Source organism: Chitinophaga niabensis, from assembly GCF_039545795.1.
GTDB lineage: Bacteria > Bacteroidota > Bacteroidia > Chitinophagales > Chitinophagaceae > Chitinophaga > Chitinophaga niabensis_B.
Genome location: NZ_CP154260.1, coordinates 1,885,514 through 1,909,742, shown reverse-complemented (window position 1 = coordinate 1,909,742; position 24,229 = coordinate 1,885,514). Strand labels below are relative to the sequence as shown.

General features: G+C 44.2%; 22 protein-coding genes and 1 tRNA gene. 11 read left to right on the top strand and 12 right to left on the bottom strand.

Annotated elements, in window-relative coordinates; genetic code table 11:
* Nucleotides 1-90 precede the first annotated feature (90 nt).
* The 5 genes from AAHN97_RS07705 to AAHN97_RS07685 form a co-directional block, all read right to left on the bottom strand.
* Entirely contained in the window at nt 91-3,183 is a 3,093-nt protein-coding gene (locus tag AAHN97_RS07705) for an efflux RND transporter permease subunit (RefSeq protein WP_343306983.1), read from the bottom strand.
* A gap of 5 nt (nt 3,184-3,188) precedes the next feature.
* Nucleotides 3,189-4,253 carry an efflux RND transporter periplasmic adaptor subunit gene (locus tag AAHN97_RS07700; RefSeq protein WP_343306982.1) on the bottom strand — a complete coding sequence of 355 codons (1,065 nt, stop codon included), beginning with the start codon at nt 4,251-4,253 and terminating at the stop codon, nt 3,189-3,191.
* Nucleotides 4,254-4,258: 5 nt separating this feature from the next.
* A complete protein-coding gene (locus AAHN97_RS07695; protein ID WP_343306981.1) occupies nt 4,259-5,587 on the bottom strand; it encodes a TolC family protein in 1,329 nt (442 codons plus the stop codon).
* 133 nt (nt 5,588-5,720) lie between these two features.
* Nucleotides 5,721-6,443 carry a LytR/AlgR family response regulator transcription factor gene (locus AAHN97_RS07690; protein WP_343306980.1) on the bottom strand — a complete coding sequence of 241 codons (723 nt, stop codon included), beginning with the start codon at nt 6,441-6,443 and terminating at the stop codon, nt 5,721-5,723.
* Nucleotides 6,440-7,195 carry a sensor histidine kinase gene (locus AAHN97_RS07685; RefSeq protein ID WP_343306979.1) on the bottom strand — a complete coding sequence of 252 codons (756 nt, stop codon included), beginning with the start codon at nt 7,193-7,195 and terminating at the stop codon, nt 6,440-6,442. The genes AAHN97_RS07690 and AAHN97_RS07685 overlap by 4 nt, the downstream gene beginning before the upstream one ends.
* Nucleotides 7,196-7,696: 501 nt before the next feature.
* Between AAHN97_RS07685 and AAHN97_RS07680 the strand changes: the two genes are divergently transcribed.
* Together AAHN97_RS07680 and AAHN97_RS07675 are read left to right on the top strand one after the other, a co-directional pair.
* Entirely contained in the window at nt 7,697-10,069 is a 2,373-nt protein-coding gene (locus AAHN97_RS07680) for a TonB-dependent receptor (RefSeq protein ID WP_343306978.1), read from the top strand.
* Nucleotides 10,070-10,085: 16 nt separating this feature from the next.
* Nucleotides 10,086-10,907: a DUF4249 domain-containing protein gene (locus AAHN97_RS07675; RefSeq protein ID WP_343306977.1), complete on the top strand. Its 822-nt coding sequence runs from the start codon at nt 10,086-10,088 to the stop codon at nt 10,905-10,907.
* 44 nt (nt 10,908-10,951) lie between these two features.
* On the opposite strand, the gene AAHN97_RS07670 is transcribed toward AAHN97_RS07675, so the two are convergent.
* From AAHN97_RS07670 to AAHN97_RS07645, 6 genes are all read right to left on the bottom strand, one after another.
* Entirely contained in the window at nt 10,952-11,296 is a 345-nt protein-coding gene (locus AAHN97_RS07670; protein WP_343306976.1) for a nuclear transport factor 2 family protein, read from the bottom strand.
* Between the two features lie 3 nt (nt 11,297-11,299).
* Nucleotides 11,300-11,875, bottom strand: coding sequence for a GNAT family N-acetyltransferase (locus AAHN97_RS07665; protein WP_343306975.1), 576 nt, complete (start codon nt 11,873-11,875; stop codon nt 11,300-11,302).
* A 134-nt stretch (nt 11,876-12,009) separates the two neighbouring features.
* Nucleotides 12,010-12,780, bottom strand: a complete 771-nt coding sequence (locus tag AAHN97_RS07660) for a hypothetical protein (protein ID WP_343306974.1) — start codon at nt 12,778-12,780, stop codon at nt 12,010-12,012.
* Between the two features lie 214 nt (nt 12,781-12,994).
* Nucleotides 12,995-13,633 carry a hypothetical protein gene (locus tag AAHN97_RS07655; RefSeq protein WP_343306973.1) on the bottom strand — a complete coding sequence of 213 codons (639 nt, stop codon included), beginning with the start codon at nt 13,631-13,633 and terminating at the stop codon, nt 12,995-12,997.
* 116 nt (nt 13,634-13,749) lie between these two features.
* Nucleotides 13,750-13,823: transfer RNA gene (locus tag AAHN97_RS07650), tRNA-Lys, on the bottom strand.
* A 55-nt stretch (nt 13,824-13,878) separates the two neighbouring features.
* The gene (locus AAHN97_RS07645) at nt 13,879-14,520 is read right to left on the bottom strand and encodes a helix-turn-helix transcriptional regulator (RefSeq protein WP_343306972.1); all 642 of its coding nucleotides are present in this window, start codon (nt 14,518-14,520) and stop codon (nt 13,879-13,881) included.
* A gap of 195 nt (nt 14,521-14,715) precedes the next feature.
* On the opposite strand from AAHN97_RS07645, the gene sufB reads away from it, so the two are divergent.
* From sufB to AAHN97_RS07610, 7 genes are read left to right on the top strand one after another with little or no spacing between them, the layout of a single operon-like run.
* On the top strand, nt 14,716-16,161 hold the full coding sequence (sufB, locus tag AAHN97_RS07640; protein WP_343306971.1) for a Fe-S cluster assembly protein SufB: 1,446 nt from the start codon (nt 14,716-14,718) through the stop codon (nt 16,159-16,161).
* Nucleotides 16,162-16,177: 16 nt separating this feature from the next.
* Nucleotides 16,178-16,945 (top strand): Fe-S cluster assembly ATPase SufC, encoded by a 768-nt coding sequence (sufC, locus tag AAHN97_RS07635; RefSeq protein WP_074240424.1) that lies wholly within the window; start codon nt 16,178-16,180, stop codon nt 16,943-16,945.
* An 11-nt stretch (nt 16,946-16,956) separates the two neighbouring features.
* On the top strand, nt 16,957-18,276 hold the full coding sequence (sufD, locus tag AAHN97_RS07630) for a Fe-S cluster assembly protein SufD (protein WP_343306970.1): 1,320 nt from the start codon (nt 16,957-16,959) through the stop codon (nt 18,274-18,276).
* Between the two features lie 13 nt (nt 18,277-18,289).
* Nucleotides 18,290-19,534 (top strand): aminotransferase class V-fold PLP-dependent enzyme, encoded by a 1,245-nt coding sequence (locus tag AAHN97_RS07625; protein ID WP_343306969.1) that lies wholly within the window; start codon nt 18,290-18,292, stop codon nt 19,532-19,534.
* Nucleotides 19,535-19,549: 15 nt separating this feature from the next.
* Nucleotides 19,550-19,978, top strand: coding sequence for a SufE family protein (locus tag AAHN97_RS07620; protein WP_343306968.1), 429 nt, complete (start codon nt 19,550-19,552; stop codon nt 19,976-19,978).
* Between the two features lie 7 nt (nt 19,979-19,985).
* On the top strand, nt 19,986-20,294 hold the full coding sequence (locus AAHN97_RS07615; protein ID WP_074237963.1) for a DUF59 domain-containing protein: 309 nt from the start codon (nt 19,986-19,988) through the stop codon (nt 20,292-20,294).
* 8 nt (nt 20,295-20,302) lie between these two features.
* Nucleotides 20,303-20,773, top strand: coding sequence for a GAF domain-containing protein (locus tag AAHN97_RS07610; RefSeq protein ID WP_343306967.1), 471 nt, complete (start codon nt 20,303-20,305; stop codon nt 20,771-20,773).
* A gap of 76 nt (nt 20,774-20,849) precedes the next feature.
* Here the strand turns inward: AAHN97_RS07610 and AAHN97_RS07605 are convergent, their stop codons facing one another.
* Nucleotides 20,850-22,088 (bottom strand): TlpA family protein disulfide reductase, encoded by a 1,239-nt coding sequence (locus AAHN97_RS07605; RefSeq protein ID WP_343306966.1) that lies wholly within the window; start codon nt 22,086-22,088, stop codon nt 20,850-20,852.
* Nucleotides 22,089-22,269: 181 nt separating this feature from the next.
* On the opposite strand from AAHN97_RS07605, the gene AAHN97_RS07600 reads away from it, so the two are divergent.
* Together AAHN97_RS07600 and AAHN97_RS07595 are read left to right on the top strand one after the other, a co-directional pair.
* Nucleotides 22,270-23,193: a hypothetical protein gene (locus AAHN97_RS07600; RefSeq protein ID WP_343306965.1), complete on the top strand. Its 924-nt coding sequence runs from the start codon at nt 22,270-22,272 to the stop codon at nt 23,191-23,193.
* Nucleotides 23,193-24,227 carry a sensor histidine kinase gene (locus tag AAHN97_RS07595; protein ID WP_343306964.1) on the top strand — a complete coding sequence of 345 codons (1,035 nt, stop codon included), beginning with the start codon at nt 23,193-23,195 and terminating at the stop codon, nt 24,225-24,227. The genes AAHN97_RS07600 and AAHN97_RS07595 overlap by 1 nt, the downstream gene beginning before the upstream one ends.
* The last annotated feature ends 2 nt before the right edge of the window (nt 24,228-24,229 follow it).

Sequence of the window (24,229 nt, the reverse complement as noted above, 5' to 3'; positions counted from 1 at the left end):
ATAAATATCGGGACCTGTTTGCATATAACCTACAACTGTAACACCTTATGTGTATTGCAATCCATAGGTGCTCAAAAAAGAGTTTTTTTACTAAGAGGGCCTCTTAAAACGGACAAGTATACCATCCACAATCAGGTACATAGCAGGTACCACAAAGAGCGTGAGTATCATAGAACTTGTCAATCCTCCAATGATCACCCAGGCCATTCCGTTTTTAATCTCAGCCGCGGCGCCTTTTGCCATTGCTATGGGTAACATGCCAAAGATCATCGCGAACGTTGTCATAAGAATTGGGCGAAGCCTTTCCCTGCCTGCTTCAATCAGTGCTTCCACAGTTCCATGCCCCTCCTCTTTGAGTTTATTGGCAAAGTCCACAATGAGAATAGCATTTTTAGCAACCAGGCCCATTAGCATGATCATCCCGATAATCGTAAAGATGTTTAATGTTTCCATAGTAAGAGCCAGCGCCAGTAATGCACCAACCAGTGCCACTGGTATTGAAAACAGCACCACAAATGGATACACCGCATTTTCATAAAGCGCCACCATGATAAGATACACCAGTACGATTGCGGTGATAAGTGCCAGGCCCAAACTTCCAAAGGCATCTGCCTGATTTTTGGAATCTCCCAGATACTCAATGCTAACTCCTTCCGGCACCTTGATGGATTTTGCCTTAGCTTTGATCTCAGTACCTACAGTACCCGTTGGCCGCCCGGAAACGTTTGCCTGCACTGTAATTGATCCGAGTCGGTCAATACGCTGAAGCGTGGTTTCCCCCAGCATTTCCTCAACATCCGCGAATTGCCGCAGCAGTATTGTCTGGCCATTAGCGTTTACTACCGGCAGGTTCCTTATATTGCTGACATCCGATCTGCTAAACTGGTCCAGCCCTATCCTGATATCATAGTCATTCCCATTTTGTTTGAACTGATTCCTGTCATCCCCCCTAAATGCATTCTGCAGCGCAGCACCAACAGCACCCGCATTGAGTCCGAGGAGACTCATTCTTTCCCTGTTGAGCCTGATACCCACCTCTGGCTTCCTGTTCTTTACGGACAGCTTTACAAATTGCGCCCCGGGAACATCTGCAATAACCTTCATATACTCCTCGGCAACATGCCGGACGTCTCTCAGATCAACACCCTTGATAGCTATCTGTATCGGCGCGTTACTTACATTTCCTGTTATTGAGGTGGGGGCTACTGTAAACTTCACGCCCTTTATGATACTACTTAATTTTTGCTGCAGATACACGCCGAGTTCCTCAGAATTTTTACTTCTCAGGTGTTTATCGACCAGGCCAATCGTCAGTTCAGCCAGGTTGGCATTTGATGACGCTCCGGCCACGCTTCCACTCACAAACCCTATGCTGGAGAAGATCCTCTTCACCTCTGGTTGTTCCTGAATAATCTTCTCCGCCTGCTGAACCTTCATATTAGTCTTGTAAATACTTGCTGTTGGTTCCAATTCTATATTCAGGACCAAATCACTTTGGTCCGCCTTCGGAATAAACGCAGCTCCAATAAATCCCATTGGGACCAACGCAATTGATCCAAAGATCAGGCACGTTACAAGCATCAGCAACCATCTCTTTCTTCTCAATACCACTCTTAACAATCTGCCATATTCTTCTTTAACAACTTCAAGAAAGTACTCGAACTTCAAATTCATCCTTCCCCAAATACTTTTTGCAGACAAATGTTCCAGTTTACCGAATCTGCTTGCCAGCAAAGGTGTGATGGTAAATGATACAAAGAGGCTCATCAGTGTTGAAAAAACAACAACGAGAGAAAATTCCCGTAAAACTGATCCAATCATACCGCCTGCTAATGCCAATGGCAGAAACACCACCACATCCACCAATGTGATAGCTAAGGCTGTAAAACCAATCTCATTTCGCCCTTCCAATGCTGCCTTTCCCCTACCGGCCCCCATCTCCATATGGCGATAAATATTCTCCAGAACCACAATTGAATCGTCCACAAGGATTCCCACTACTAAAGACATGGCCATTAACGTCATTAGATTCAGGGAAAATCCCAGCAGGTACATGGCGATAAATGTAGGGATGATAGAAGATGGAAGAGCGATCAGCACAAATGTTGCACTTCTGATACTATGGAGGAAAGCCAGCATCACAATACCTACAATTATTACAGCCAAAAACAGATCGAACATCACTGCATCAGCTGCATGCAATGTATACACACTCTGATCCGAGGAAACATTAAATTTCAGTTTCTGCCCCTGGTATTGTTTCTCCAACTTATTAAAACACTTCTTTACCCGCTCGCTCACTGCCACCGCATTTGCATCGCTCTGCTTAATGATTTGAATGCCAATTGATGGTATCCCATCTATGTGGTTGATGGCGATAGGCTTTGCTGCCCCATCTGACACATCAGCAACATCGCCTAATTTTATGGCGCCCAGCGTGGGGTGCTGCAAAATGATCAGATTACGAAGCTCCCCGATCGAATCCACATTTGCATTGTATCGGATGGAAAGCTGTCTGTTTGTTGTTTCAATGCTCCCGGCAGGAAATGAAAGGTTTGCATTACCGATAGCATTTGTCACCTGCCCAATGGAAAGCCCATAAGCCAAAAGCCTGTCCTGCATTACATCAACCTGGATCTCTCTTTTTTCCCCTCCGATAATGTTAACCTGCCCCACTCCGGGAACGTTTTGTAATACAGGGCGCAACTGGTTATCGACCAGGTCAAAAGCTTTCCGGGGAGGCAGATCTCCCGTAACGCCGGCCTTAATAACCGGAGTTTCGTCCAGGTTAACCTTACTTACCCTCGGCTTTTCAGCATCAGGTGGTAACTCACTGATAATTTGATCGGCTTTTCGCTGAACATCACGTTCTGCCTTATCAACATCAGTTCCTGGCCTGAAAGAAATTGTAATTATTGAAAGATTTCCCTGGGAAGTTGAACTAATCTGATCCAGGCCCTCAACCGAGGAAACCGCATCTTCAAGTTTTTTTGTAACATTGATCTGAACTTCAGCAGCTGCCGCCCCCGGGTAGATGGTGCTGATAGAAACTGTAGGAACCTCAATTTTAGGCAGGAGATTGTAGTTTAAACTCAGGTACGACTGAATTCCAAACAGGATCAGTACTGTAAAGATCACAATAAGCAACAGGGGCCGTTTTATGGCGATTTCAGTAATTGACATACCTCTTATTCTTTGTTAGTAACCTTAATTAAAGCACTGTCCTTCAGGTTAACCTGACCAGCAGTAACAACCTCCTCCCTGTCTTCCAAACCGCCCAGTACCTCTAGTTCCTCCCCGTAATTTTTACCTACACTGATCTTCCGCAGGATAGCTTTGCCATTTATCACCACATAAACAGCCGCATTGGAAGTACTTTCGATGAGGGCCTCCCGCGAAACAAGTAATACTTTCCGCCCGGTTTTCTTTGAGAAGTCAGCATTAACAAATGTACCTGCACGCAGCAGCATGGATTTATCATTAGGGGCAGTAACCTCCACCTGATAGTTGAATGCCTCATTAGCCTGAGGACTAATGAAAGTCACTACCCCGGAAATAATCCTTTCCGGATAGACATCTGTGGTGATGGCAATTTTCTGGCCTTTCGCCACTTTGTAAACTTCGTCCTCCGTCAGATTTACCTGTACCTTCAGCGATGACATATTCACTATGGAGGCTACTTCTGTTCCGGCTGCTATGAATACACCCTGTTCAACCGGCCTGGAAGCAATAACACCATCATCCGGCGCTTTAATACTCGCATCGGCTATCTGTTTTCGTATCTGTTGAACAAGATTTAGCGCGTCATTATAGCTTTGTTGCATACCCTCCACCTTTTCAAGGGTAGCGGCCTTTCCTTCCAATAGTTCCCTGTAATTATTAAGATCCCGTTCCAACTTTACAACATTCGTCTCGGCCTTTTGCAAGTCGAGCGCAAGCAATCTGCTATCAACAATAGCGAGCAACTGGCCTTTCTTTACATGATCTCCCAGGCTGAACATCACGCTCTGTAGCTGGCCGCCGGAAGCAGATAACACCCTGGACGCTCTTAAAGGCGCCAGTGTGCCAGTTTTCACCAGGCGTTCCAGCATGATCTCCGACCTCACAGCGGAAGTAGTGACAGGTATGCGGATGTCCCCAATTTTAGGAGGTGATTTTTTCTCCGCAATTTTGCTTTTATTGTATGCCAGCTTGACCACAATGGCAATTAGCATTGCAGTGATAACCAGTATCAATATGATCCTTCTTTTCATCTCAGTTAAAGAGAATTTAAAAATGTTTTCAATGTACCCGCGGCTTTCTCAAGATCAACCCGGGCCTGGTAGTAACTATAGATAGCGTTCAGATAATTATTTTGCGCTGACTGGAGGGAATTCCGGGTAATTAACCAGTCGTTCAGATCAGTGGTGCCCTTCTGAAATTGAAGATCTGTTATCTTAAATACTGATTCGGCCAGGTCCATATTTCGTTTATCATTTTCCATATTGGTCCGGGCCTGTGTCACTTTCGTCTGCGCATTTTCGAATTCAACGCTGAACTTACTTTCAGAAAGCTTCAGGCGCTCCTCTGCATTGATCCGGTTCACCATGGCCTGCTTATGCCTGGCATTACGTTTATAGAAGTCTAATATTGGGATCGTGAGTTTTAAGCCGACTGCAGAGTATGGCAATAATTCATCATAGGCTCCTCCCAATTTGTCGCCAAATCCAACAGCGCCATAACGCACATATCCTGTTAATTTGGGAAGCCCCTCGGCCTTAATGCGAGCCTGTTCTATCTCTAATAATCTAATATTAGCGGATGATACCCGATAGTCGATCCGGGCTGCCGGAGAAAACCTGGCCAGCGAATCTTCAGTACCAACCAGCGGCGCCACAGCAGCTACCAGATCAACCTGAAGTTTATCATCGATGGGATATCCCATCTCGAATTTCAACTGATTTTCCGCCAATTGAAAATTACTTTCAGCTACCCTGATCTGCGACATGGTGTTATTGAAATCCACGGACACCTTATCAAGGTCTTTCTGTAATACAATACCTTTTTCCACCTGCAACCGGTAGATCTCCATCTGTCGTTCATAGGTCTTACTGTTAAACTGCAACAGCAGAATCTGTTGCCGGTAAACCAGTAATTGAAAATAGGCAGCGCTGATATTGTAGATAATTGATTCCTGACCCTGCTGAATGTTAAGATCAGCCAGTTCCCTGTTGAATTTATTTGCTTTGAGTCCCGTCAGTAATGACTGATCGTATAATACCTGGTCGAGTTGTGCAACGGCATTCGAAGTAAATTTTTGTGTAAGGGACACCTTGATTTCATTCGGCCCGAGAACTCCGGCAGGAATAACATTTTGCTGCAATTTGAGATTGTTGTCCAACATTGAGGTGAGACTCGCTTTTGGAAGATAATCTGCAAGCATCTCCCTGGCTTTAGCATCTGCAGCGATCTTCTGATTAGCGTAGATTCTGGCATTCCGGTTATTCTGCAGACCATACTCTATGCAATGCTTCAATGTCCAGCCCTCCTGGGCCTCAGCTTTGACATATACGCAAAAGATGAATAGTATTAGAAAATTTTTAGTCATACATTCTAACTTAATCCTTCGTCTGTAAAAGGATCTCTGATAAAATGCTGCTAAAATAGCTTATAGGGGAACGGCTAAAATTCATTTTATACCAAACCGGCTGTTTTTTATACAAAAGAAGGTATTGGGGAGTTTACCTGTTCGCAATCTTTTTGGTCACAAATTCATTGAAAAAGAAATCCCTGTAAATACTTCCGATAGGGATTTCGTTTGTACCTATGTACACCGTGTTATTATCCACTGAATCGATATGTTTAACATTGATGACATAGGATTTGCTTACTCTTACAAACATATCTTTGGGTAGCTGATCATAGATTGTTTTGATGTTCATCGCCGTAACTACTTTCTGATTTTCGCTGTGCATCACAACATAATCTTTTAAACCCTGAATAAAAAGTATGTTATTGAAATAGACTTTAAAAATCCTCCGGTCTGCTTTCACAAAGAAAAAATCGTCTGCTACCTGTTCGATATTGTTATCAGCATAATCTGCCTTGAATAATTTGGCGTAGGTCCGGGCCTTTTCAACAGCCTTTTTAAAACGCTCTAATTTTACGGGTTTTATCAGGTAGTCAATCGCATCTACTTCGTAGCTGTCGGTAGCAAATTCAGAATAAGCGGTGGTAAAGATCACAAATGTTTCTTTCGGAATGGTCCGGGCAAATTCAATTCCGTTAATTCCCGGCATTTGTATATCAAGAAAGATTAATTCAACTGTATTTTTTTCTATAAAATCTGCGGCGCTTTCGGGGCTGTTGAACGAACCGGTCAGATCTAAACCATCAGTTTGGTTGATCAACATCTCTATGGCTTCCCTCGCCAATGGTTCATCATCTATAATTATACAAGTCATAGCTTTATAGTTAAAGTTACGCAATACCTTTCCGGGTCATCTTCGATATTCAGACTATGTGTTGCCGGGAACAAAAGTTCCAGTCTTCGTTTGACATTTGCTAACCCCAATCCGCCTGTATTATTAACGGATCTAAGCATTGGTTTGGAGTTGATGCATCTGAAGAAAAGTTCATCGTTCCTGACATCAAAATACAGGTTTACATAAGACGATTTTGTTGCATCATTGTTGTGCTTCACAGCATTTTCCACAAACGAAATGAACAGCAAAGGGGGAATCTGCACCCCGCTCAGATCTCCTTCTTTAGAAATCAGGAACTCAAAACTATCCCGCCTTATTTTCTCCAAATTTAAAAAATCTTCCAGGAAACGAATATCCGAAGTCAGCAACACCTTATCTCTTGCACTGTCATAAAGCTGATAGCGAAGCAAATCACTCAGTTTCATTAAAACCTGAGAGGCTTTTTCGGGATCTTTCTTCGTTAGAACATTGGCATTGTTTAGCATATTAAACAAAAAATGCGGATTGATCTGGTTTTTCAATTGTTCCAGTTCTGCATATGTTTTCGACCGTTCCAACTCGTAGATCAATTGCCTGTCCATCATTCCCTTCTGAAACAGTTTTACGGAAGATGAAGCCGCTAGCAGCAGCACGGTAAAGAAAGAGAAAAGCGGGATATTCAGCTCGTTTTGTTCATTGATAGGATTGAAAAAATAACCACAAACAGCCATTACAACAAGAATGCTGATCACAGATAAAAAGTATTTAATATTCTTATTCTTAAACAAAAGCTTTGGCACCAGCACGTACATATTTACATAGAATAATATAATGAAATATACAAATAACGCTACCGGGTGGGCAATTACGGAAGTACTGTTGTACAACACAGCACCTATGAAAACAATGAGCAGCAGATGCCGGAATATCCTGCGGTCAGGTGAGATGAGAAAGCGAAAAAGCACGTTTTCGCTAATAAACTGTTGATGGGTAAAATCATTCATTTATAAAATGTGTATAGAACAAATATACCGCTTAAAGCTATGGCCTGACCTGCTTTTTATACGAAAGTCCGTGCTTTTTATACGAAAGCGGAAGCATTATAAAAACGCATAAAACAAAAAATATATTTGGTAGTACCCCCACATACTTTGCTATAAAAGATACCCCATTTGGTATAATTAAGAAAAAGGCGGTTATCCGAAGGAATAGTTTTGTGTTCAAACTGCAATTGTTAAATCTATTTTTTCAAGATGAGATACAAGATCATTTATACACTACTGTTAATAACCATGTCATTCGGGGCCTATTCACAGCAGAAAGTCACATTAAGCGGAACAATCACCATGAAAACAAGCACCGAAACAATAATCGGCGCAAGCGTTTTCATTCCTGAAGTAAAAGCTTCAGCAGTAACCAATGCGTATGGTTTCTATTCTATCACCCTGCCTAAAGGAGAATATACGATCGTTATCAGCTATATAGGGTTTGAGAGTATTGAGGAACATATCATTTTGACAGGAAATAGCAGGAAGGATTTTTCGATGCTTGAAAAAAGTAAAACTTTAGATGAAGTAGTGATAAAATCCAATAGCTCAGCAAGCAACATCCAAAAACCGGAAATGAGTGTGAATAAACTCTCCATCGCCACCGTCAAAAAGATGCCGGCAGTTATGGGTGAGGTGGATATTTTGAAAGCCATTCTGCAACTTCCGGGAGTCTCCACTGCACAGGAAGGAGCAACAGGCTTTAACGTCAGGGGCGGTTCGGTTGACGGTAATCTGGTATTGTTAGATGAAGCCGTTGTTTATAACACTTCACACCTGTTCGGCTTTTTCTCCGTTTTTAATGCTGATGTGATCAAAGATCTGAAATTGTATAAAGGTGGAATACCTGCTAATTTCGGTGGGCGCACCTCCTCTGTTCTGGATATTTATCAAAAAGAAGGGAATAACAAAGAATATCACATAACGGGTGGAATTGGAGCGGTTTCAAGCAGATTACTGGCAGAAGGTCCTATTGTAAAAGATAAAGGTTCGTTTGTGGTTGCCGGCCGTACTTCTTATGCTCATTTACTTATGAAATTGGCGGACAATGACAATTCTGTTTCCTTTTATGATTTGAATGCCAAACTGAATTACAAGATCAATGACAATAACAGGATCTTCCTTTCCGGATATTTCGGTAAGGACAAAATGGATTTCAGTAATTTTTTCAGCAACAACTATTCAAACTCATTCTTTAATCTTCGCTGGAATCATACTTTTTCCGAGAAACTTTTTTCTAATGCATCGGTCATTTACAGTAAGTACGATTATGGCCTGAAGATAAAATTTGTTGGTATTGACTGGACATCGGACATCCGTAATTATAATCTGAAGTACAATTTCAGCCATAACCTGTCTGATAAACTGGTTTTGAATTATGGCATCAACTCCATCTACTACCAATTCAACCCCGGTACAATAAAACCTATGGATGCTAAATCGCCGATCAATGCAGACCAGCTCGAAAAAAAATATGCCTGGGAAAATGCATTGTATATCAGTGCCGATCACAAACTCACGGACAAAATATCGTTGAATTACGGACTGCGGTATAGCAATTTCCAACGGTTGGGAGAACAGAATGTAAATAATTATGCCAATGATCAGGCAGTGATCTTCAACCCCGAGTTACAAATTTATGAGGAAGGAACGCCTACCAGTGTAACACATTACAATAAAAACAAAAAGATTATTGGTTTTGGAAATCTAGAACCTCGTTTGGCAGTTTCCTATACTATAAATGACAACCAATCCATTAAGGCGGGTTATAACCGGATGAGCCAGTATATCCATTTGATTTCCAACACAGCGTCCGTTTCTCCACTCGACATCTGGGCACCGAGCGACCAATATCTGAAACCCGAAATTCTTGACCAGGTTGCATTGGGCTATTTCAGAAATTTCCGCAATGGAAAATACTCTTTGGAAACAGAAGCCTTTTACAAGAAAACTAAAAACAAAGCAGATTACATTGACGGTGCTGAATTGATTGCCCACAAAGCCATAGAACAGGTACTGCTAAACGGGGAGGCAAGGGCTTACGGACTTGAGCTGATGCTGAAGAAAAATACCGGAAAACTCACAGGCTGGCTTTCTTATACCCTTTCCAAAGCAGAGCAACGCACACCGGGAAGGAACGCAGAAGAACCTGGTATTAACAACGGCGAATGGTATCGTGCCAATTACGACAAAACGCATAACCTTTCACTCACCGCCGCTTATCAACTGACGAAAAAATGGAGTTTTGGCGGCATTTTCACTTACCAGACGGGGAAAGCTGCCACCTATCCCATCGGTAAATATCAGTACCAGGGAATTACGGTTGCCAACTACGGAGAGCGAAATATTAATTCACTTCCGGCTTATCATCATTTGGACCTATCCGCAACCTATATACGAAAACCTGACAGTAAAAAAAGGTGGAAAGGTGAATGGGTGTTCAGTCTTTACAATGTTTACAACAGAAGCAACGCCGCATCTATGATGTTCGAGCAAAACAGGGAAACAGGCTTGAGCGAAGCAAAGAGGATATCGATCTTCAGCATCATTCCGGGTGTGACTTACAATTTCAAATTTTAATGCTAACAATACAAAAATGAAAAATACACTTAAATACCTGATTGTCTCATCCTGTTTTTTTATACTGTCTTGCACAAAAGTAGTGGATGTGGACCTGGAAACAGCTGAACCGAAACTGGTAATTGACGCATCGATTGATTGGGTAAAGGGAACGACAGGCAATGAGCAGAAGATCAAACTCTCCACTACAACGGGATATTACAGTACCGAATTCCCAACAGTTTCAGGAGCGGATATAGTGATAACAAATTCAGAAAACACTGTTTTTCGTTTTACAGAAAACCCCGGAACAGGAGAATATATCTGTTCCAATTTCCTTCCGGTTATCGGGGAAACTTATACATTAAAAGTAGTTTTAAATGGGGAAACCTATACCGCAACCGAAACTTGTATAGGTGTGCCGCATATTGAAAATAATATTGAACAGAATAATGCCGGCGGATTTGGAGGTAATGAAGTGGAAATCAAATATTACTACCAGGATAATGGCAATGAGGAAAACCACTATCTCCATCGTATCCTGTCGCCTGTATCAAAGTATCCGGATTATAAAGCTAAAGATGACAAGAACAGTCAGGGCAAGCTGATGCAGGAATATTTTTCTGACGAAGATCTGGATTCCGGAGATCTGATAAACATCAGGCTGTATGGAATTTCCAGGAGATATTATGATTATTTCAGAAAACTGTTAGCAGCATCCGGGGCTGGTAACGGCCCGTTTCAAACAGCACCAGGTTCGGTGAGAGGAAATATCATCAATCAGGCCCATTTCGAAAACTTCGCTTATGGATATTTCAGATTATCGGAAGTGGACGTAAAGGATTATACGATACATTAATATGGGCAATGTTCCTATACTTGCCTGGGTAGTTCAGATCAGTCTTATTTTGTCTCAATGACGAAAGCTTTCAATTCGGCCATCTTGCCATCGCGAAATCGCCAAACGTCACAGTAAGCGTAATTGACTGTTTTCCCGTCTTCGTTCTTCAAACTGATCTTACCAACCGCCGTAACAAAGTCACCTTCTGCAATCAAATGTTCAACCATGAATTTGGGCGGCTCTGCGTACGTTGTTGCCATATACTGCCTGACAGCTTCCTTCCCTCGTAAGGTCCTGTCGCCAACAAATGTCCACTCCGTATCCTCTGTGCAGAAAAGCAGGAATCCCTCATTGTTTCCCTCTGTGATGGCAGCATTTGCTTTTTCGAGTATTGCTTTATTATTCATGATTCATCGTGCTTTTCTCAACATGGGGCGTAAAACAGGCGAACTGCCGGATTGAATTTCGCCGATAACCTCGAAACCATGCCGCTGATATAATGAAATATTCCTGGGATTTGAAGATTCGAGATATGCGATTGATCCGTCACGGTCAACAGCCTTGAGCGCTTCCGTCATCAGTGCAGAACCTATCCCCCCACCCTGATGCGCCGGATCCACACCTATCATGGGCAAATACCAGTGCGGTTCGGTTGGATGATATTTTTCCATTTGCTCAAAAATTCGCTGCATATCCTCTTTTATATCATCATTGGTGTTCTCATCGAACAACCTCTTTAAGGATTCTTCATCAGATTTGGCACCTGGCGGCAGCCATAAAGCAGCGCCGGTAAAGCCATTGGCAAGGTAAGCCGTGCCCTTCCCGAACGCGCTTCCGCCGAAAGCCTTTGTTATTGAGGAGAAAGTTGCCAGATATTTTGCGGGGTCCGGCAGGGACCATCTGGCCATGGGGTCAACGCTGAATGCCAACGTTAATACACCAATGGCGCCGTTTTCATCTTGTGCCAAAGCTGTTTTTACTGTCATATCAGTTGATTTGAACTGATCTATTCAGTACAAGCTTTGGGCCAAATCGTTTTAGATGCCGATTCCAGCATATTCTATTCTTGTATGCGATAGGATGCTTAACCAGTAGCGTGCTAAACTATGCTTTATTAGCCCTAACGCAGGCCCGTTCGATTAAGATACTGTTCAAGTGTCTGGTATTCTGCCCAATCCAGGTCAGCAGGCAGGTTATCAACTATAAGTTTATAAGCGGTTGGAGCATCTCCTTTGCCGATACAATTATGCACCCCCTTTCCATAATCGTCCCTCGCCATTTCTTCTGTTCGTACTTCAATTATTTTGTCCTGAATTTTTGCTCTTAGCAGATCGTTTTTCAGATCATTGCCATAATTTCCAATATGTCTACTTAATCCAAAGTCCCATAACTGATGAAAAGTCATGAGCTTTGTAATTGTAGAATTATCTTTGAGCAGTTCGATAAATTCATTCTCAGTTTTTGTGTTACCATACACCAGATGCTGCCAATGCCATTTAATATATTGCTGACTGCTTATTTCAATCTGTTTTCTCTTCTCCGGAAATAGAACTGATGGAATTTCCTTTTCAATAAAGCCGCTATTTTCTCTGATATCGTTCCATAAATAAGCCGCATTTGTTGCAGCAGGTATATCCTTAAGAAGTTGTGTGTGCCAGCAAATTCCGTTTTCCCAAAAGTCAATACTGATTGAGCCGTCTGCAAGCCCTGTAATTATCTGGGATTGCCTATTCTTGTCAGAGATCAAAAAGCCATTTTCTAAAGGAAGCCTTGAATTAAGTCTTGTAAGTTCGTTTTGAATAATTAAGGCCTTATCAGGTGGGGCAATCATTTTTCTGAAATGATCCAAACCATCCTTCCATGTCCATTTTGTTTTTTTAGAGATATCCATAGCAAAGTGGGTAGCTAAGTTTATGGCTAATTACGATATAAAAACGGGAAATTAAAACGTATTAGCACAAATTTCACAGCAAATGAACTTTATATTTCTAGACGACCACTTGGTTCTATTTATAAATGATAATAATTCCGGTACAGGTAAGAGGAAAATCAATCGAACGTAAGAGACCTTCAGCGTCTGAAAGATGGAAAAACTCTCATTTATTTCAAACAATAGCTCCATCTACATTCAAAAAGTAATTGACCTCAAGGAATTTCGTAGTGCTTTCTTCATCCTTTTTCAATTTCAGTTCCTTTAAGACCCCAGCTACTTTAATTTGCTGTTCCGGTAGTTTTTCTTCTCCTCTGGCATGGGCAATCAGAAAGGTCTCAGCTGATATTTCATCCCTTATTTCATAAATATCGTATTTATCAATAATGGGGACCGGAACAAAAGTCATCGCCTTCCCGGTGCTGATCGGAATCAATATAAATCCGTTAAGATCTGATTTGGATTCCCGCATTTTGGGAAATCCGGTGATGATTGCATTGGAGGAAATGACGCCACGATCATTGGCTTCAGAAGGCAATAGTTCCTGGGCCTTATACTTTTGATAACTGCGTTGCAGGTTACTGTCCAATTTTGAAATTAATTCAGCTTTAGCTGCTGGGTCCAGTGCTGAAATGGACAATTCCAGGAAGAGTATCATTTTTTGCTTTTCATTAAATAGTCCTCCGACTTTTCCTACTTCAGCGGGAGAAATTATCCCATCTTCTGCCTGCGTAAGGATGTTGTAAAAGCGTCCACCATTATCCAGCGAAACTATTGCTTCATTAATACCTGTATAGGGTTTGATTTGTTGCATTCTTTTGATTTCAGTTTGATATAAGTTATAGATTCAGTCCTGTAAAAACAAATTTTTTCGTATTTGACCTGAAACGAAAAAGCCCTACCAGTATGAACTGATAAGGCTTTGCGAAGTGACCCCCCTGGGGCTCGAACCCAGGACCTACTGATTAAGAGTCAGTAGCTCTAACCAACTGAGCTAGGGAGTCAAAAAAACCCACAGCATTTTCGCTACGGGTGTGCAAATGTAATAAAAAAATAAAATTAAACAGGCAATATTCTATACGCACAATGCCTCGCTCCTTCTATCGCATGATCCAATCTTTCAACAGTAGCCCATTCTTTAAAGATCTGCTGAAAGGTCTGCAATTCCACTTTACAGATATCATGGCAGGCATTCGCCGCCGCACAGATCGGGCAGTGATTCTCAATCATCAGGAATCCATCCCCCTCGGCCCTATATTCCGCCAGGTACCCATCCGAAGACCGCAAAGCCGTAAATTTCCGCACCTTGCCCTCCAGCCCTTCTTCCAGCCTGATAATGTCATAGTAACGTAAAAGTGCTTTGTGCTCCCGGGCGGAGATCACATTTCCCAAAGCCTCATCTCCCAATACATCCCGGATGGTATTGATCAGCTGCACTGTCAATTCAGCATGGGTATCCGGGAAACGGCGGTTCCCCCGGTCGGACAGGCTCCATATTAAAGATGGGCGGCCTACTCCCTTGGAGCTGGACTCAAAAGCTACCCAACCCTCCTCCGCCAGCCGCTGTAGCTGCTGACGTGCCCCCTCGCCGGTAATTCCCAGCTCCTGAGCAATGCCATTTGTTGAAAGCGGCCCTTTGGTCTTGAGCAGCAACAACATACGGTCAGATGAAGAGGTATGATATGCCTTGTAGTTTTCCAAGTTTTTACTTGCTTTATTAGCAAATATCGTAACTTTGCGGAGATTTCAATGCATGTATTTGGTTACCATAGCTGAAATTCCCTCCTTATATTGATAATATACCGCTTCGGACGACCTATCTTTGCAGTATCATCTCACATAAAAAGGGGAATTCTGAACGATTTTGAAGAATAAATTGATAGAGAAGCAAAATATATGAACGCAGAACAAGACATATTGCAGGAACTGGCAGGCCGCGATTACGAGTTCGGTTTTGAGACGCAGATCGAAATGGATATTGCACCTCCGGGCCTGAGCGAAGAGATCGTACGCTTCATTTCTGCCAAAAAACAGGAGCCCGAGTGGCTGCTGGAATGGCGGTTAAAAGGTTATCAGCTGTACCAGAAACTGACTATGCCCACCTGGCAGAACTTTAAACTCCCTGAAATTGATTTTCAGAGTGTTTCCTATTATGCCGCACCTAAAAAGCAGGTGAAATATGAAAGTCTGGATGAAGTAGACCCTGAACTCCTCCGTACTTTTGAAAAGCTGGGTATTCCACTGGAAGAACAAAAACTCCTTTCCGGTGTTGCCGTGGACGCTGTATTTGACAGTGTATCCGTAGCCACCACTTTCAAGAAACAACTGAACGAACTGGGCATTATCTTCTGCTCCTTCAGCGAAGCTGTTAAGGAACACCCTGAACTGGTGAAGAAATACCTCGGTACAGTAGTCCCTCAATCAGACAATATTTACGCCGCCCTGAACTGCGCAGTCTTTTCAGACGGCTCCTTTGTATATATTCCAAAAGGCGTGCGCTGCCCGATGGAACTTTCCACTTACTTCCGTATCAATGCCAAAAACACCGGTCAGTTTGAGCGTACGCTCATTGTGGCAGATGAAGGCAGTTATGTAAGTTACCTGGAAGGTTGTACAGCACCTATGCGTGACGAGAATCAACTCCACGCAGCGGTGGTAGAACTCATTGCTATGGATAACGCAGAGATCAAGTACTCTACCGTTCAGAACTGGTACCCAGGTGATAAAGACGGTAAAGGCGGCATCTACAACTTCGTTACCAAACGCGGTATCTGTAAAGGTCATCATTCCAAGATCTCCTGGACCCAGGTGGAAACCGGTTCTGCGATCACATGGAAGTATCCGGGTGTAATTTTACAGGGAGACTACTCCATTGGTGAATTCTATTCTGTTGCCGTAACTGCTAACAAACAAGTAGCAGATACAGGCACCAAAATGGTACACATTGGTAAGAATACCAAAAGCCGTATCATTTCCAAAGGTATCTCCGCAGGCCACGGTCACAATACTTACCGCGGTCTTGTAAAAGTAGGCCCTAACGCAGCCAGCGCCCGTAACTTCACACAATGTGATTCCCTGCTGATCGGTGATCGTTGCGGAGCACATACTTTCCCCTACATCGAGTCAAAGAACAACACGGCGATGGTGGAACACGAAGCCACTACCTCCAAGATCGGGGAAGACCAGGTGTTTTACCTGAACCAACGTGGAATTGACAGCGAACAGGCAGTGAATATGATCGTTAACGGATACGCAAAAGAAGTTCTTAACCAGCTCCCCATGGAATTTGCCGTGGAAGCGCAAAAATTATTATCCATTACCCTGGAAGGTAGTGTTGGATAACATAAACGACAAAGAAATGCTTAATATTAACAATCTGCATGCGGCAGTAGAAGGAAATGCTATACTGAAAGGCATTAATCTGAATGTGAAAGCGGGCGAAGTACACGCTATCATGGGGCCTAACGGTTCCGGTAAAAGCTCTCTCGCATCTGTACTCGCTGGCCGCGAAGCTTATGAAGTAACAGAAGGTTCTGTGGATTTCGATGGTAAAGACCTGCTGGACATGAGTCCTGAGGTACGCGCACGTGAAGGTCTCTTCCTTGCCTTCCAGTACCCGGTAGAAATACCCGGTGTTTCAAACATCAACTTCCTGAAAACAGCGGTGAACGAGATCCGCGCTTACCATGGCCAACCGCCCATGCAAGCCAAAGCGTTCCTGGACATGCTGAAGTCCAAACAAAAGCTGATGGAATTTGACGCCAACCTGATGAACCGCTCCCTCAACGAAGGTTTCTCCGGTGGTGAAAAGAAACGTAACGACATCTTTCAAATGGCTATGCTGGAACCTAAGCTGGCTATCATGGATGAAACGGATTCAGGTCTTGATATCGATGCCCTCCGCATCGTATCTGCAGGGGTGAACAAACTCCGCAATAAAGACACTGCTTTCATCATCATCACCCACTACCAGCGTTTACTGGAGTACATTGTTCCGGATTTTGTACACGTACTGTACAACGGTCGTATCGTGAAATCAGGCACCAAAGAACTGGCCCTGGAACTCGAAGAAAAAGGCTACGACTGGCTGAAAGAAGACATCCGTTTAGAAGAACCGGTACAATAGGTAAAAACAACATGACGACCATCGCATCTAACATATCATTAATTGACCAGCTGCCGGAACAGTTCTCTGAACTGAGCAGCAAAGCACAATGGCTGGATGACAGGAAAGCTGCCTTTGCACGCTTCCAGGCCCTGGGCGGATTCCCTACAGTTAAAACGGAGGATTGGAAATACACCAATGTTACGCCTTACCTGAAAAGCGGTATCAGCCTTCAGTTACCGGCCGCTCCTGCCCTTTCTGCAGAACAACTGGAAGCCACCGGCCTCCTGCTGCCGGATACTTACCGCGTAGTATTGCTGAACGGCGTGCTGCAACCGCAATTCTCTCAACTGCCTCCCGCTGCACAGGTAACGGTTTGCAAAATGAGCGAAGCGGCCAACGAATCTGCCTTCATTCAATACTTCAATAAAAGCAAGAAACTGGAAGAACATCACTTTGCACAACTCAATACTGCATTGTTCAATGATGGTCTTTTTATTGAAGCAAAAGCCAAAGTGCTGGTAGAACAACCCATTCATGTTATTCACCTCTATCACAATACAGGCAACCTGTTCGTACAACCCCGCCATCTGTGGGTAGTGCAGCCGGGTGCTCATTTACAGGTCATAGAATCCGCCGCAGGTCTGAACCTCGCAGGCAGTGTATTTGTGAACAGTGTGATAGAAGCCGTAACATCTGAACGTGCACAGCTGGATCACTACCAGTTACAAACAGGCTGCCAGCAAACCCGCGCCATTAATCAAACACTGGTGCAGCAACATGGCAAAAGCCTTTACAACAATTATACTTTCACTTTGTGTGAAGCAGACCTTGTTCGTAATAACCTGAACATCTCCCTGGACGCGGAACGTACAGAAACACATCTCTACGGGTTCTACATCGCCACCGGTAATCAGCTGGTAGATAACCATACCTCTGTTGATCACCGCATGCCGCATTGCGAAAGCAATGAACTGTACCGTGGTGTGATGATGGACAAAGCAACCGGCGTGTTCAATGGCAAGATCTATGTACACGAAGACGCACAGAAAACCAACGCTTTTCAGCAGAACAATAACCTGGTGATCAGTCCTACTGCCAACATTTACACCAAACCGCAACTGGAAATATTTGCGGATGATGTGAAATGCAGCCACGGTACTACCATCGGCCAGGTGAGCGATGAAGCGCTTTTCTACCTGAAGGCACGCGGTATTGGTGATGAAACTGCCCGCATTATGCTGGTGAAAGCCTTCGCCTTTGATATCACGGCCCAGGTTAAAATACCTGCCGTACGCAAACAGGTGGAGCTTTTAGCTTCAAAATACCTCGCTGCTGCGGTGAACAACTAAAAACCGCGATCAAATGGAAACCACCGCAACGCAAAATATTATCTGGCCGGATGTGGAGTTGATCAGGAACGAATTTCCGATCCTTCAGCAGACTGTGAATGGCAACCCGCTTGTGTATCTGGATAATGGGGCTACTACCCAAAAGCCCGTGCAGGTGATCCGTTCCATGCAGGAATATTATACCGGCTACAACAGTAATGTACACCGCGGTGTACATACCCTCAGCCAGAAAGCTACTTCCGCTTATGAAGCTGCCCGCCACCAGGTGGCCAGCTTCATTGGCGCTGATCATACTGAAGTTATCTTCACAAAAGGTACCACAGATGCCATCAACCTGGTGGCAGCAGGTTTCCGCAAAGAATTCCTGAACGAAGGGGATGAAGTGATCATCTCCACCATGGAGCATCACTCCAATATCGTTCCCTGGCAACTGGCCTGTGAAGAAAAGAAAGCGCACCTCAAAGTGATCCCTATCACGGATAAAGGTGAGCTGGAAATGGATGTATTTGAGTCTATGCTCAATCCCCGCGTGAAGATCGTAGCCGTTACCTGGATCTCCAACTCCCTCGGTACCATCAACCCGGTAAAAGACATCATCAGGCTGGCACATGCACAGGGTATCCCTGTATTGCTGGATGCGGCCCAGGCTGCACCACATATCCAGATCAGGGTGCGCGACCTGGATGTTGATTTCCTCGCTTTATCCGGTCATAAAATATACGGCCCTACCGGCATCGGTATCCTTTATGGTAAAGAAAGCTGGCTGCATAAACTGCCGCCTTACCAGGGTGGTGGAGACATGATCAAACATGTTACTTTCGCCAAAACCACTTATGCTGATATTCCGCTGAAGTTTGAAGCCGGTACACCTGCCATCTGCGAAGCAATTGGTTTAGGTGCTGCCATGGCATATGTAACACAGCTGGGGATCCATAAGATCCAGGCATATGAGCATCAGCTCACCAGGTATGCCATCGAACAACTCAGCACCATTCCGCAACTGCGTTTCATTGGAGAAGCCAAACACCGCGCAGCCGCTATTTCCTTCCTGATCGGCGACCACCACCCTTCCGATGTGGGTGTACTGCTGGACCAGCAGGGAATTGCCGTACGCACAGGCCATCACTGTACACAGCCACTAATGGAAAGATTCAATATTCCCGGCACCGTGAGAGCTTCTCTCGCTGTGTACAACACCACGGAAGAAATAGACCGCCTTGTGCAAGGTGTGCGTAAAGCCGTAACTTTGCTGGGATAATTTAAAACCCGGAATATGACTATCAAAGAGCAACAGGACAGGATCATAGAAGACTTCGAAGTGTTTGGAGACTGGATGGAGAAATATGAATACATCATCCAGCTGGGAAAAGACCTGCCGCTCATTGACCCGAAGTATAAAACAGACGATAACCTGATCCGTGGCTGCCAGAGTAAAGTATGGCTGCATGCAGAATTACAGGATGGCAAACTGGTATTCTCTGCAGACAGTGATGCCGTGATCACCAAAGGCCTTGTAGGACTGGTGATACAGGTACTCAGCAACCAAACGCCGAAAGACATCGCAGAAGCAGAGATCTATTTCATAGATGCCATCGGCCTTACCAGCCATCTCTCCCCTACCCGTTCCAACGGCTTGCTGTCCATGCTGAAACAGATCAAACTGTATGCTATAGGATACCAGGCTAAATCAATTCAAAACTGACGTTATCATGGAAACAATAACACTCAGAGACCAGGTGGAAGAAGCGTTACACACAGTGTACGATCCTGAGATCCCCGTGAATATATACGACCTGGGCCTTGTGTACTCAATAGATGTGGCTGATGGAAATGTAGTGGTGATCATGACCCTCACCGCCCCCGGATGCCCTGTGGCAGGAAGTATTATGCAGGAAGTGAATGATAAGATCATGGCTATTCCCGGCGTTACCAATGCAGACGTACGCCTTACTTTTGATCCGCCATGGACAAAAGATATGATGAGCGAAGAAGCGAAACTTGAATTAGGATTCCTCTAATTTCCTTTATGGCAGAAGATCTCAGCATTATTAAAGGCACAAAGGAAAGCCAATACCAATCCCTTCTCCCACAGATCAAAGCACTGATCACCGGTGAACCGGACCTCATTGCTAACCTCGCCAATATTGCAGGCGCACTGAAAGAACAGTTCGGCTGGTTATGGGTAGGTTTTTATCTCGTAAAACAGGATGAACTGGTGTTAGGCCCTTTCCAGGGACCGGTAGCGTGTACACGTATCCGTAAAGGGAAAGGTGTTTGCGGTGCCAGCTGGGCAGAGGCACAAACCCTGATCGTGCCGGATGTAGAGGCTTTTCCGGGGCATATTGCCTGTAGCAGTTTATCACGGTCTGAGATTGTGGTGCCGATATTGCAGAATGGAATAGTTACCGGTGTATTGGATGTGGATAGTATTGAACTGAATGAGTTTGATGAAACAGATAAGCAGTATCTGGAAGAGATTGTTTCCTGGATCCAATAAAAAAGCCCCCAGGCTATACCACCTGAAGGCTTTTTTATAATATGTCTTACTGCTTCCTCACTACTTCTGGTATGCTTCAAAACGAAGTCATAGGAATCGACTTCCTCTCTGTTGCAGGCTTCGCAGATGTACCCTTAGCCAATATCCCCTCTGCCTCCTTTTGCGCCTCAGGACTAAAGCCCGTAAACCTTGTAATGATATTTCCCTGCGGATCGATCATATACATGGTGGGAATACCTGAAAACTGGAACATCTCCATCGTTTTATCCTTATCATCACTCAACAACTGCATCCAGCTCATCTTTTCTTCTTCCATTGCTTTCCTCCAGGCTTTTTTATCTGTATCGATAGAGATGCTCACTACCTCCAATCCCTTCTCCTTGTATTGCGTGTACAACTCCTTCACTCTTGGAATTGCCTGACGGCAGGGACCACACCAGCTGGCCCAGAAATCTACCAGTACATATTTGCCTTTGTATTGCTCCAGGCCTTGTAATTTACCCAGGTCATCAGGATAAGCGATGGTAGGAACAGGCTGTCCTGCTTTGAGTTTCATGGCTTGTGCCTTGTTCTTCAGGATGGTGGTTTTCATTTCCTTCGCTTCTGTTAACCAGGGATATTTTGCAATCAGGTTATCCAGTTTGGTTAATACGGCTGCGTATTTCTCTCCGTCTTCCGTACCTGCCATACCACGCAGGGCATAGATCAATACCGGGCGGTCCTTATAGATCTCCATGAGCAGTTCTTCGCGCATTCTGGCGTCTTCTCTCATGGGGTTATAACGCTTGCGGGTTTTGAGGTAACTGATCCAGGCGGAATCGCCTTTTTCATCCTTGTATTTTTTAGCGTAGTACTCTTCATTCAATTCATCTACCATGCGGAGGTAACCATTGGTATTGTTCAATTCTATCTGGTTGATGAAATTGTTGTCAGAAGAGCCTTTTACAAGATAGAAGTGCGGGATCTTCATTTTCATCTTCGCAGTATCGTATCCGCGGGAATCAACAGTTACATCAGCATCGCTCCAGAAGCTGATATGGTCCCATTGCATGATGTTCAGTTTATAGATACCGGGATGATCCTGTTTGATCTTAAAAGAATAGGTAAGGTCGGCTCCGAGAACGGCAGAATCCACTACCACAGCTTTGCCTGTACCATTATCGCGGGAGAGCCAGATCTTTCTGAAACGCTCTTCCGGCGCGGCAAACTTTACACTCCCTTTTACGGTGATCTGTTTCGGGAGGGCCGTTTTCTGTGTTTGTGCCATCAGGGCCATTGGGCTCATCAGGGCTGCCACAACTACTAATTTTTTCATTGTTTAGGTTGGTTGTTGATTAAATGAAACGATTATACCAAAGTAAACAGATCTGCATTCCATCCCATTAAAATAGTACGTACAGGCATTCTGAATGTACGTTCCGGCACCCTGCAAGTATGAAAAAAAACACTCCTGTAATCGCCCAAACTCCGCGTGGATACTGTAACTTACGGGGCTAATGCTCAGCAGCAAACCATACCGTTATCTCGTACACCTGGCCATCTGGATGGCGCTGGTAATGCTCTATATTTCCCCGCAGCTCCGGGCAAATTTCAGTTCTTCTTTTGGTATGCAATGGATATTGGTAAGATACATCGGTTATGGGTTTATCAATTTCCAGTTGTTCTACCTGCTTGTATTTGTAGTATTCCCCTTAAAGGGCAAAAAGGCGATCGTTGCAGTTGTTGCTACGCTGCTTGCTTTCTGCCTGATCAAATATGGTGTTGGGCTCATCTTCGCTGATATTGTATTACAGAAAGCTATAGCCCTGATAGGTATAAAGAAAACCTACTTATCCTTCTTCGCCTATTCACGTATAGCCCTGCAAACCAGCCTGCTGGTTACTTTTGTAGCATATGCTTATTACATCTTCATCAACTGGCGCTCGAGCGATAAAAACAGTCGTGAGCTGGAAAAGGCCGTAGCAGATGTTTCCCGGCAGTATGAGCGGATGCATTTATCCTCGCAGTTATTATTACGCAAACTAAAGGCATTGGAGGATGTATTGAAGGTGGAAGAGAAAAGAGATCAGGAAGGTGTTGAATGTATCCTGCAATTATCAGAACTGTTGCGGTATATGTTGTACGATAAATCTGTTCAACGGGAGAAGGCCAGCCTGCAAAGGGAACTGCATTTTTATGATATCTACTTAAAGCTGCATAACCGCCTCTTTCCGCAACAGGTGATCAGCTTGCAGATCAATGGCAGCACAGCCGGTTTCAGTATAGAACCCTTGCTATTACAATCTGCCACAGAACAACTCTTACAACAACAATCCTCCCCGGCTCCTATCATGGTGGAACTAAATATTCAATCTGATTCCTTATCCCTGAAGGCAAAACATAAAGCCTTTAAAACACCCTTATATCCTGAATTAGCCTGATGCCCGCACGCTTTACATATCGTCCCTTTGTACTCCTCGCGATCTGGATGACGCTGATGTATGGGATGACCATTTTAGGTAATCCAGGTCCTCTTACAACTTACATTCATATTAACAACGGCCTGTTCGGTTTTATTAGCTTCTTTCTGTTCTATGTTACTATTATATGGCCTATCCCGGTATTCCTCCGTAACAGGAACTGGTGGGCTTTGCTGGCTAAATTGATCCCGCTGATCCTGGTCTTTATTCTGTTTAAATATTTCATAGCGCATTTCTTCTTCCGGGAAGAGGTATTACTGATGGGCACAAGGGGCAATGCCAAAGTGTACAGAACTTTCGGCCAGTTCTTCTTCAATGGGCTCTGGAGCAATACCCTGGTAGTGCTGGCCGCTGTTGCTTACGTGCTCTTCTTTTCCTGGCTGGAAGAAGATAAACGCAGGAAGAACTTAGACCAGCAAAAACAGCAGGCAGAATTTGCCTTCCTGAAAATGCAACTCAACACCCACTTCCTGATGAACAGTCTGAACAGCATTTATTCGCTGGCGTTGGTACGTTCGCCACAGGTAGTGGATGCCACACACACCCTTTCAGATATACTGGAATACATGGTAGCGCAACCGCCTGTTACCAGCTACCGCAGTAAACTGGTGGATGAGATCCGTTACCTGGAAGATTATATCGCATTGCAACGCTTACGGACCGGCTGTGATGAATGCATCCGCCTCACCATAACCGGGGACCCGCAAGCTTATGAAATAGCGCCTTTGTTGCTGGTGCCCTTTGTGGAGAATGCATTCAAACACGGGATCGCTAACCAGGCAGCAAAGCCTGTTACCATTGATATCACCTGTAATGAAGAGGAATTACAGTTCGCTGTATTCAATTTCAAATCAGGTGCCCGGAAAGATAAAACGGGAGGCATTGGCCTGCACAATGTGCGCAAGCGGCTGGACCTTGTCTATCCCGGCCGGTACCAATTAACCGTACAGGATAACGATGCGGATTATTATTGTAAATTGAGCATACGCTGGTAAAC

Coding starts and splice junctions, on each gene's coding strand:
- AAHN97_RS07705 (WP_343306983.1), bottom strand. CDS start 3,183: ATGTCAATTACTGAAATCGCCATAAAACGGCCCCTGTTGCTTATTGTG.
- AAHN97_RS07700 (WP_343306982.1), bottom strand. CDS start 4,253: ATGAAAAGAAGGATCATATTGATACTGGTTATCACTGCAATGCTAATT.
- AAHN97_RS07695 (WP_343306981.1), bottom strand. CDS start 5,587: ATGACTAAAAATTTTCTAATACTATTCATCTTTTGCGTATATGTCAAA.
- AAHN97_RS07690 (WP_343306980.1), bottom strand. CDS start 6,443: ATGACTTGTATAATTATAGATGATGAACCATTGGCGAGGGAAGCCATA.
- AAHN97_RS07680 (WP_343306978.1), top strand. CDS start 7,697: ATGAGATACAAGATCATTTATACACTACTGTTAATAACCATGTCATTC.
- AAHN97_RS07675 (WP_343306977.1), top strand. CDS start 10,086: ATGAAAAATACACTTAAATACCTGATTGTCTCATCCTGTTTTTTTATA.
- AAHN97_RS07670 (WP_343306976.1), bottom strand. CDS start 11,296: ATGAATAATAAAGCAATACTCGAAAAAGCAAATGCTGCCATCACAGAG.
- AAHN97_RS07665 (WP_343306975.1), bottom strand. CDS start 11,875: ATGACAGTAAAAACAGCTTTGGCACAAGATGAAAACGGCGCCATTGGT.
- AAHN97_RS07660 (WP_343306974.1), bottom strand. CDS start 12,780: ATGGATATCTCTAAAAAAACAAAATGGACATGGAAGGATGGTTTGGAT.
- AAHN97_RS07655 (WP_343306973.1), bottom strand. CDS start 13,633: ATGCAACAAATCAAACCCTATACAGGTATTAATGAAGCAATAGTTTCG.
- sufB (WP_343306971.1), top strand. CDS start 14,716: ATGAACGCAGAACAAGACATATTGCAGGAACTGGCAGGCCGCGATTAC.
- sufC (WP_074240424.1), top strand. CDS start 16,178: ATGCTTAATATTAACAATCTGCATGCGGCAGTAGAAGGAAATGCTATA.
- sufD (WP_343306970.1), top strand. CDS start 16,957: ATGACGACCATCGCATCTAACATATCATTAATTGACCAGCTGCCGGAA.
- AAHN97_RS07625 (WP_343306969.1), top strand. CDS start 18,290: ATGGAAACCACCGCAACGCAAAATATTATCTGGCCGGATGTGGAGTTG.
- AAHN97_RS07620 (WP_343306968.1), top strand. CDS start 19,550: ATGACTATCAAAGAGCAACAGGACAGGATCATAGAAGACTTCGAAGTG.
- AAHN97_RS07615 (WP_074237963.1), top strand. CDS start 19,986: ATGGAAACAATAACACTCAGAGACCAGGTGGAAGAAGCGTTACACACA.
- AAHN97_RS07610 (WP_343306967.1), top strand. CDS start 20,303: ATGGCAGAAGATCTCAGCATTATTAAAGGCACAAAGGAAAGCCAATAC.
- AAHN97_RS07605 (WP_343306966.1), bottom strand. CDS start 22,088: ATGAAAAAATTAGTAGTTGTGGCAGCCCTGATGAGCCCAATGGCCCTG.
- AAHN97_RS07600 (WP_343306965.1), top strand. CDS start 22,270: ATGCTCAGCAGCAAACCATACCGTTATCTCGTACACCTGGCCATCTGG.
- AAHN97_RS07595 (WP_343306964.1), top strand. CDS start 23,193: ATGCCCGCACGCTTTACATATCGTCCCTTTGTACTCCTCGCGATCTGG.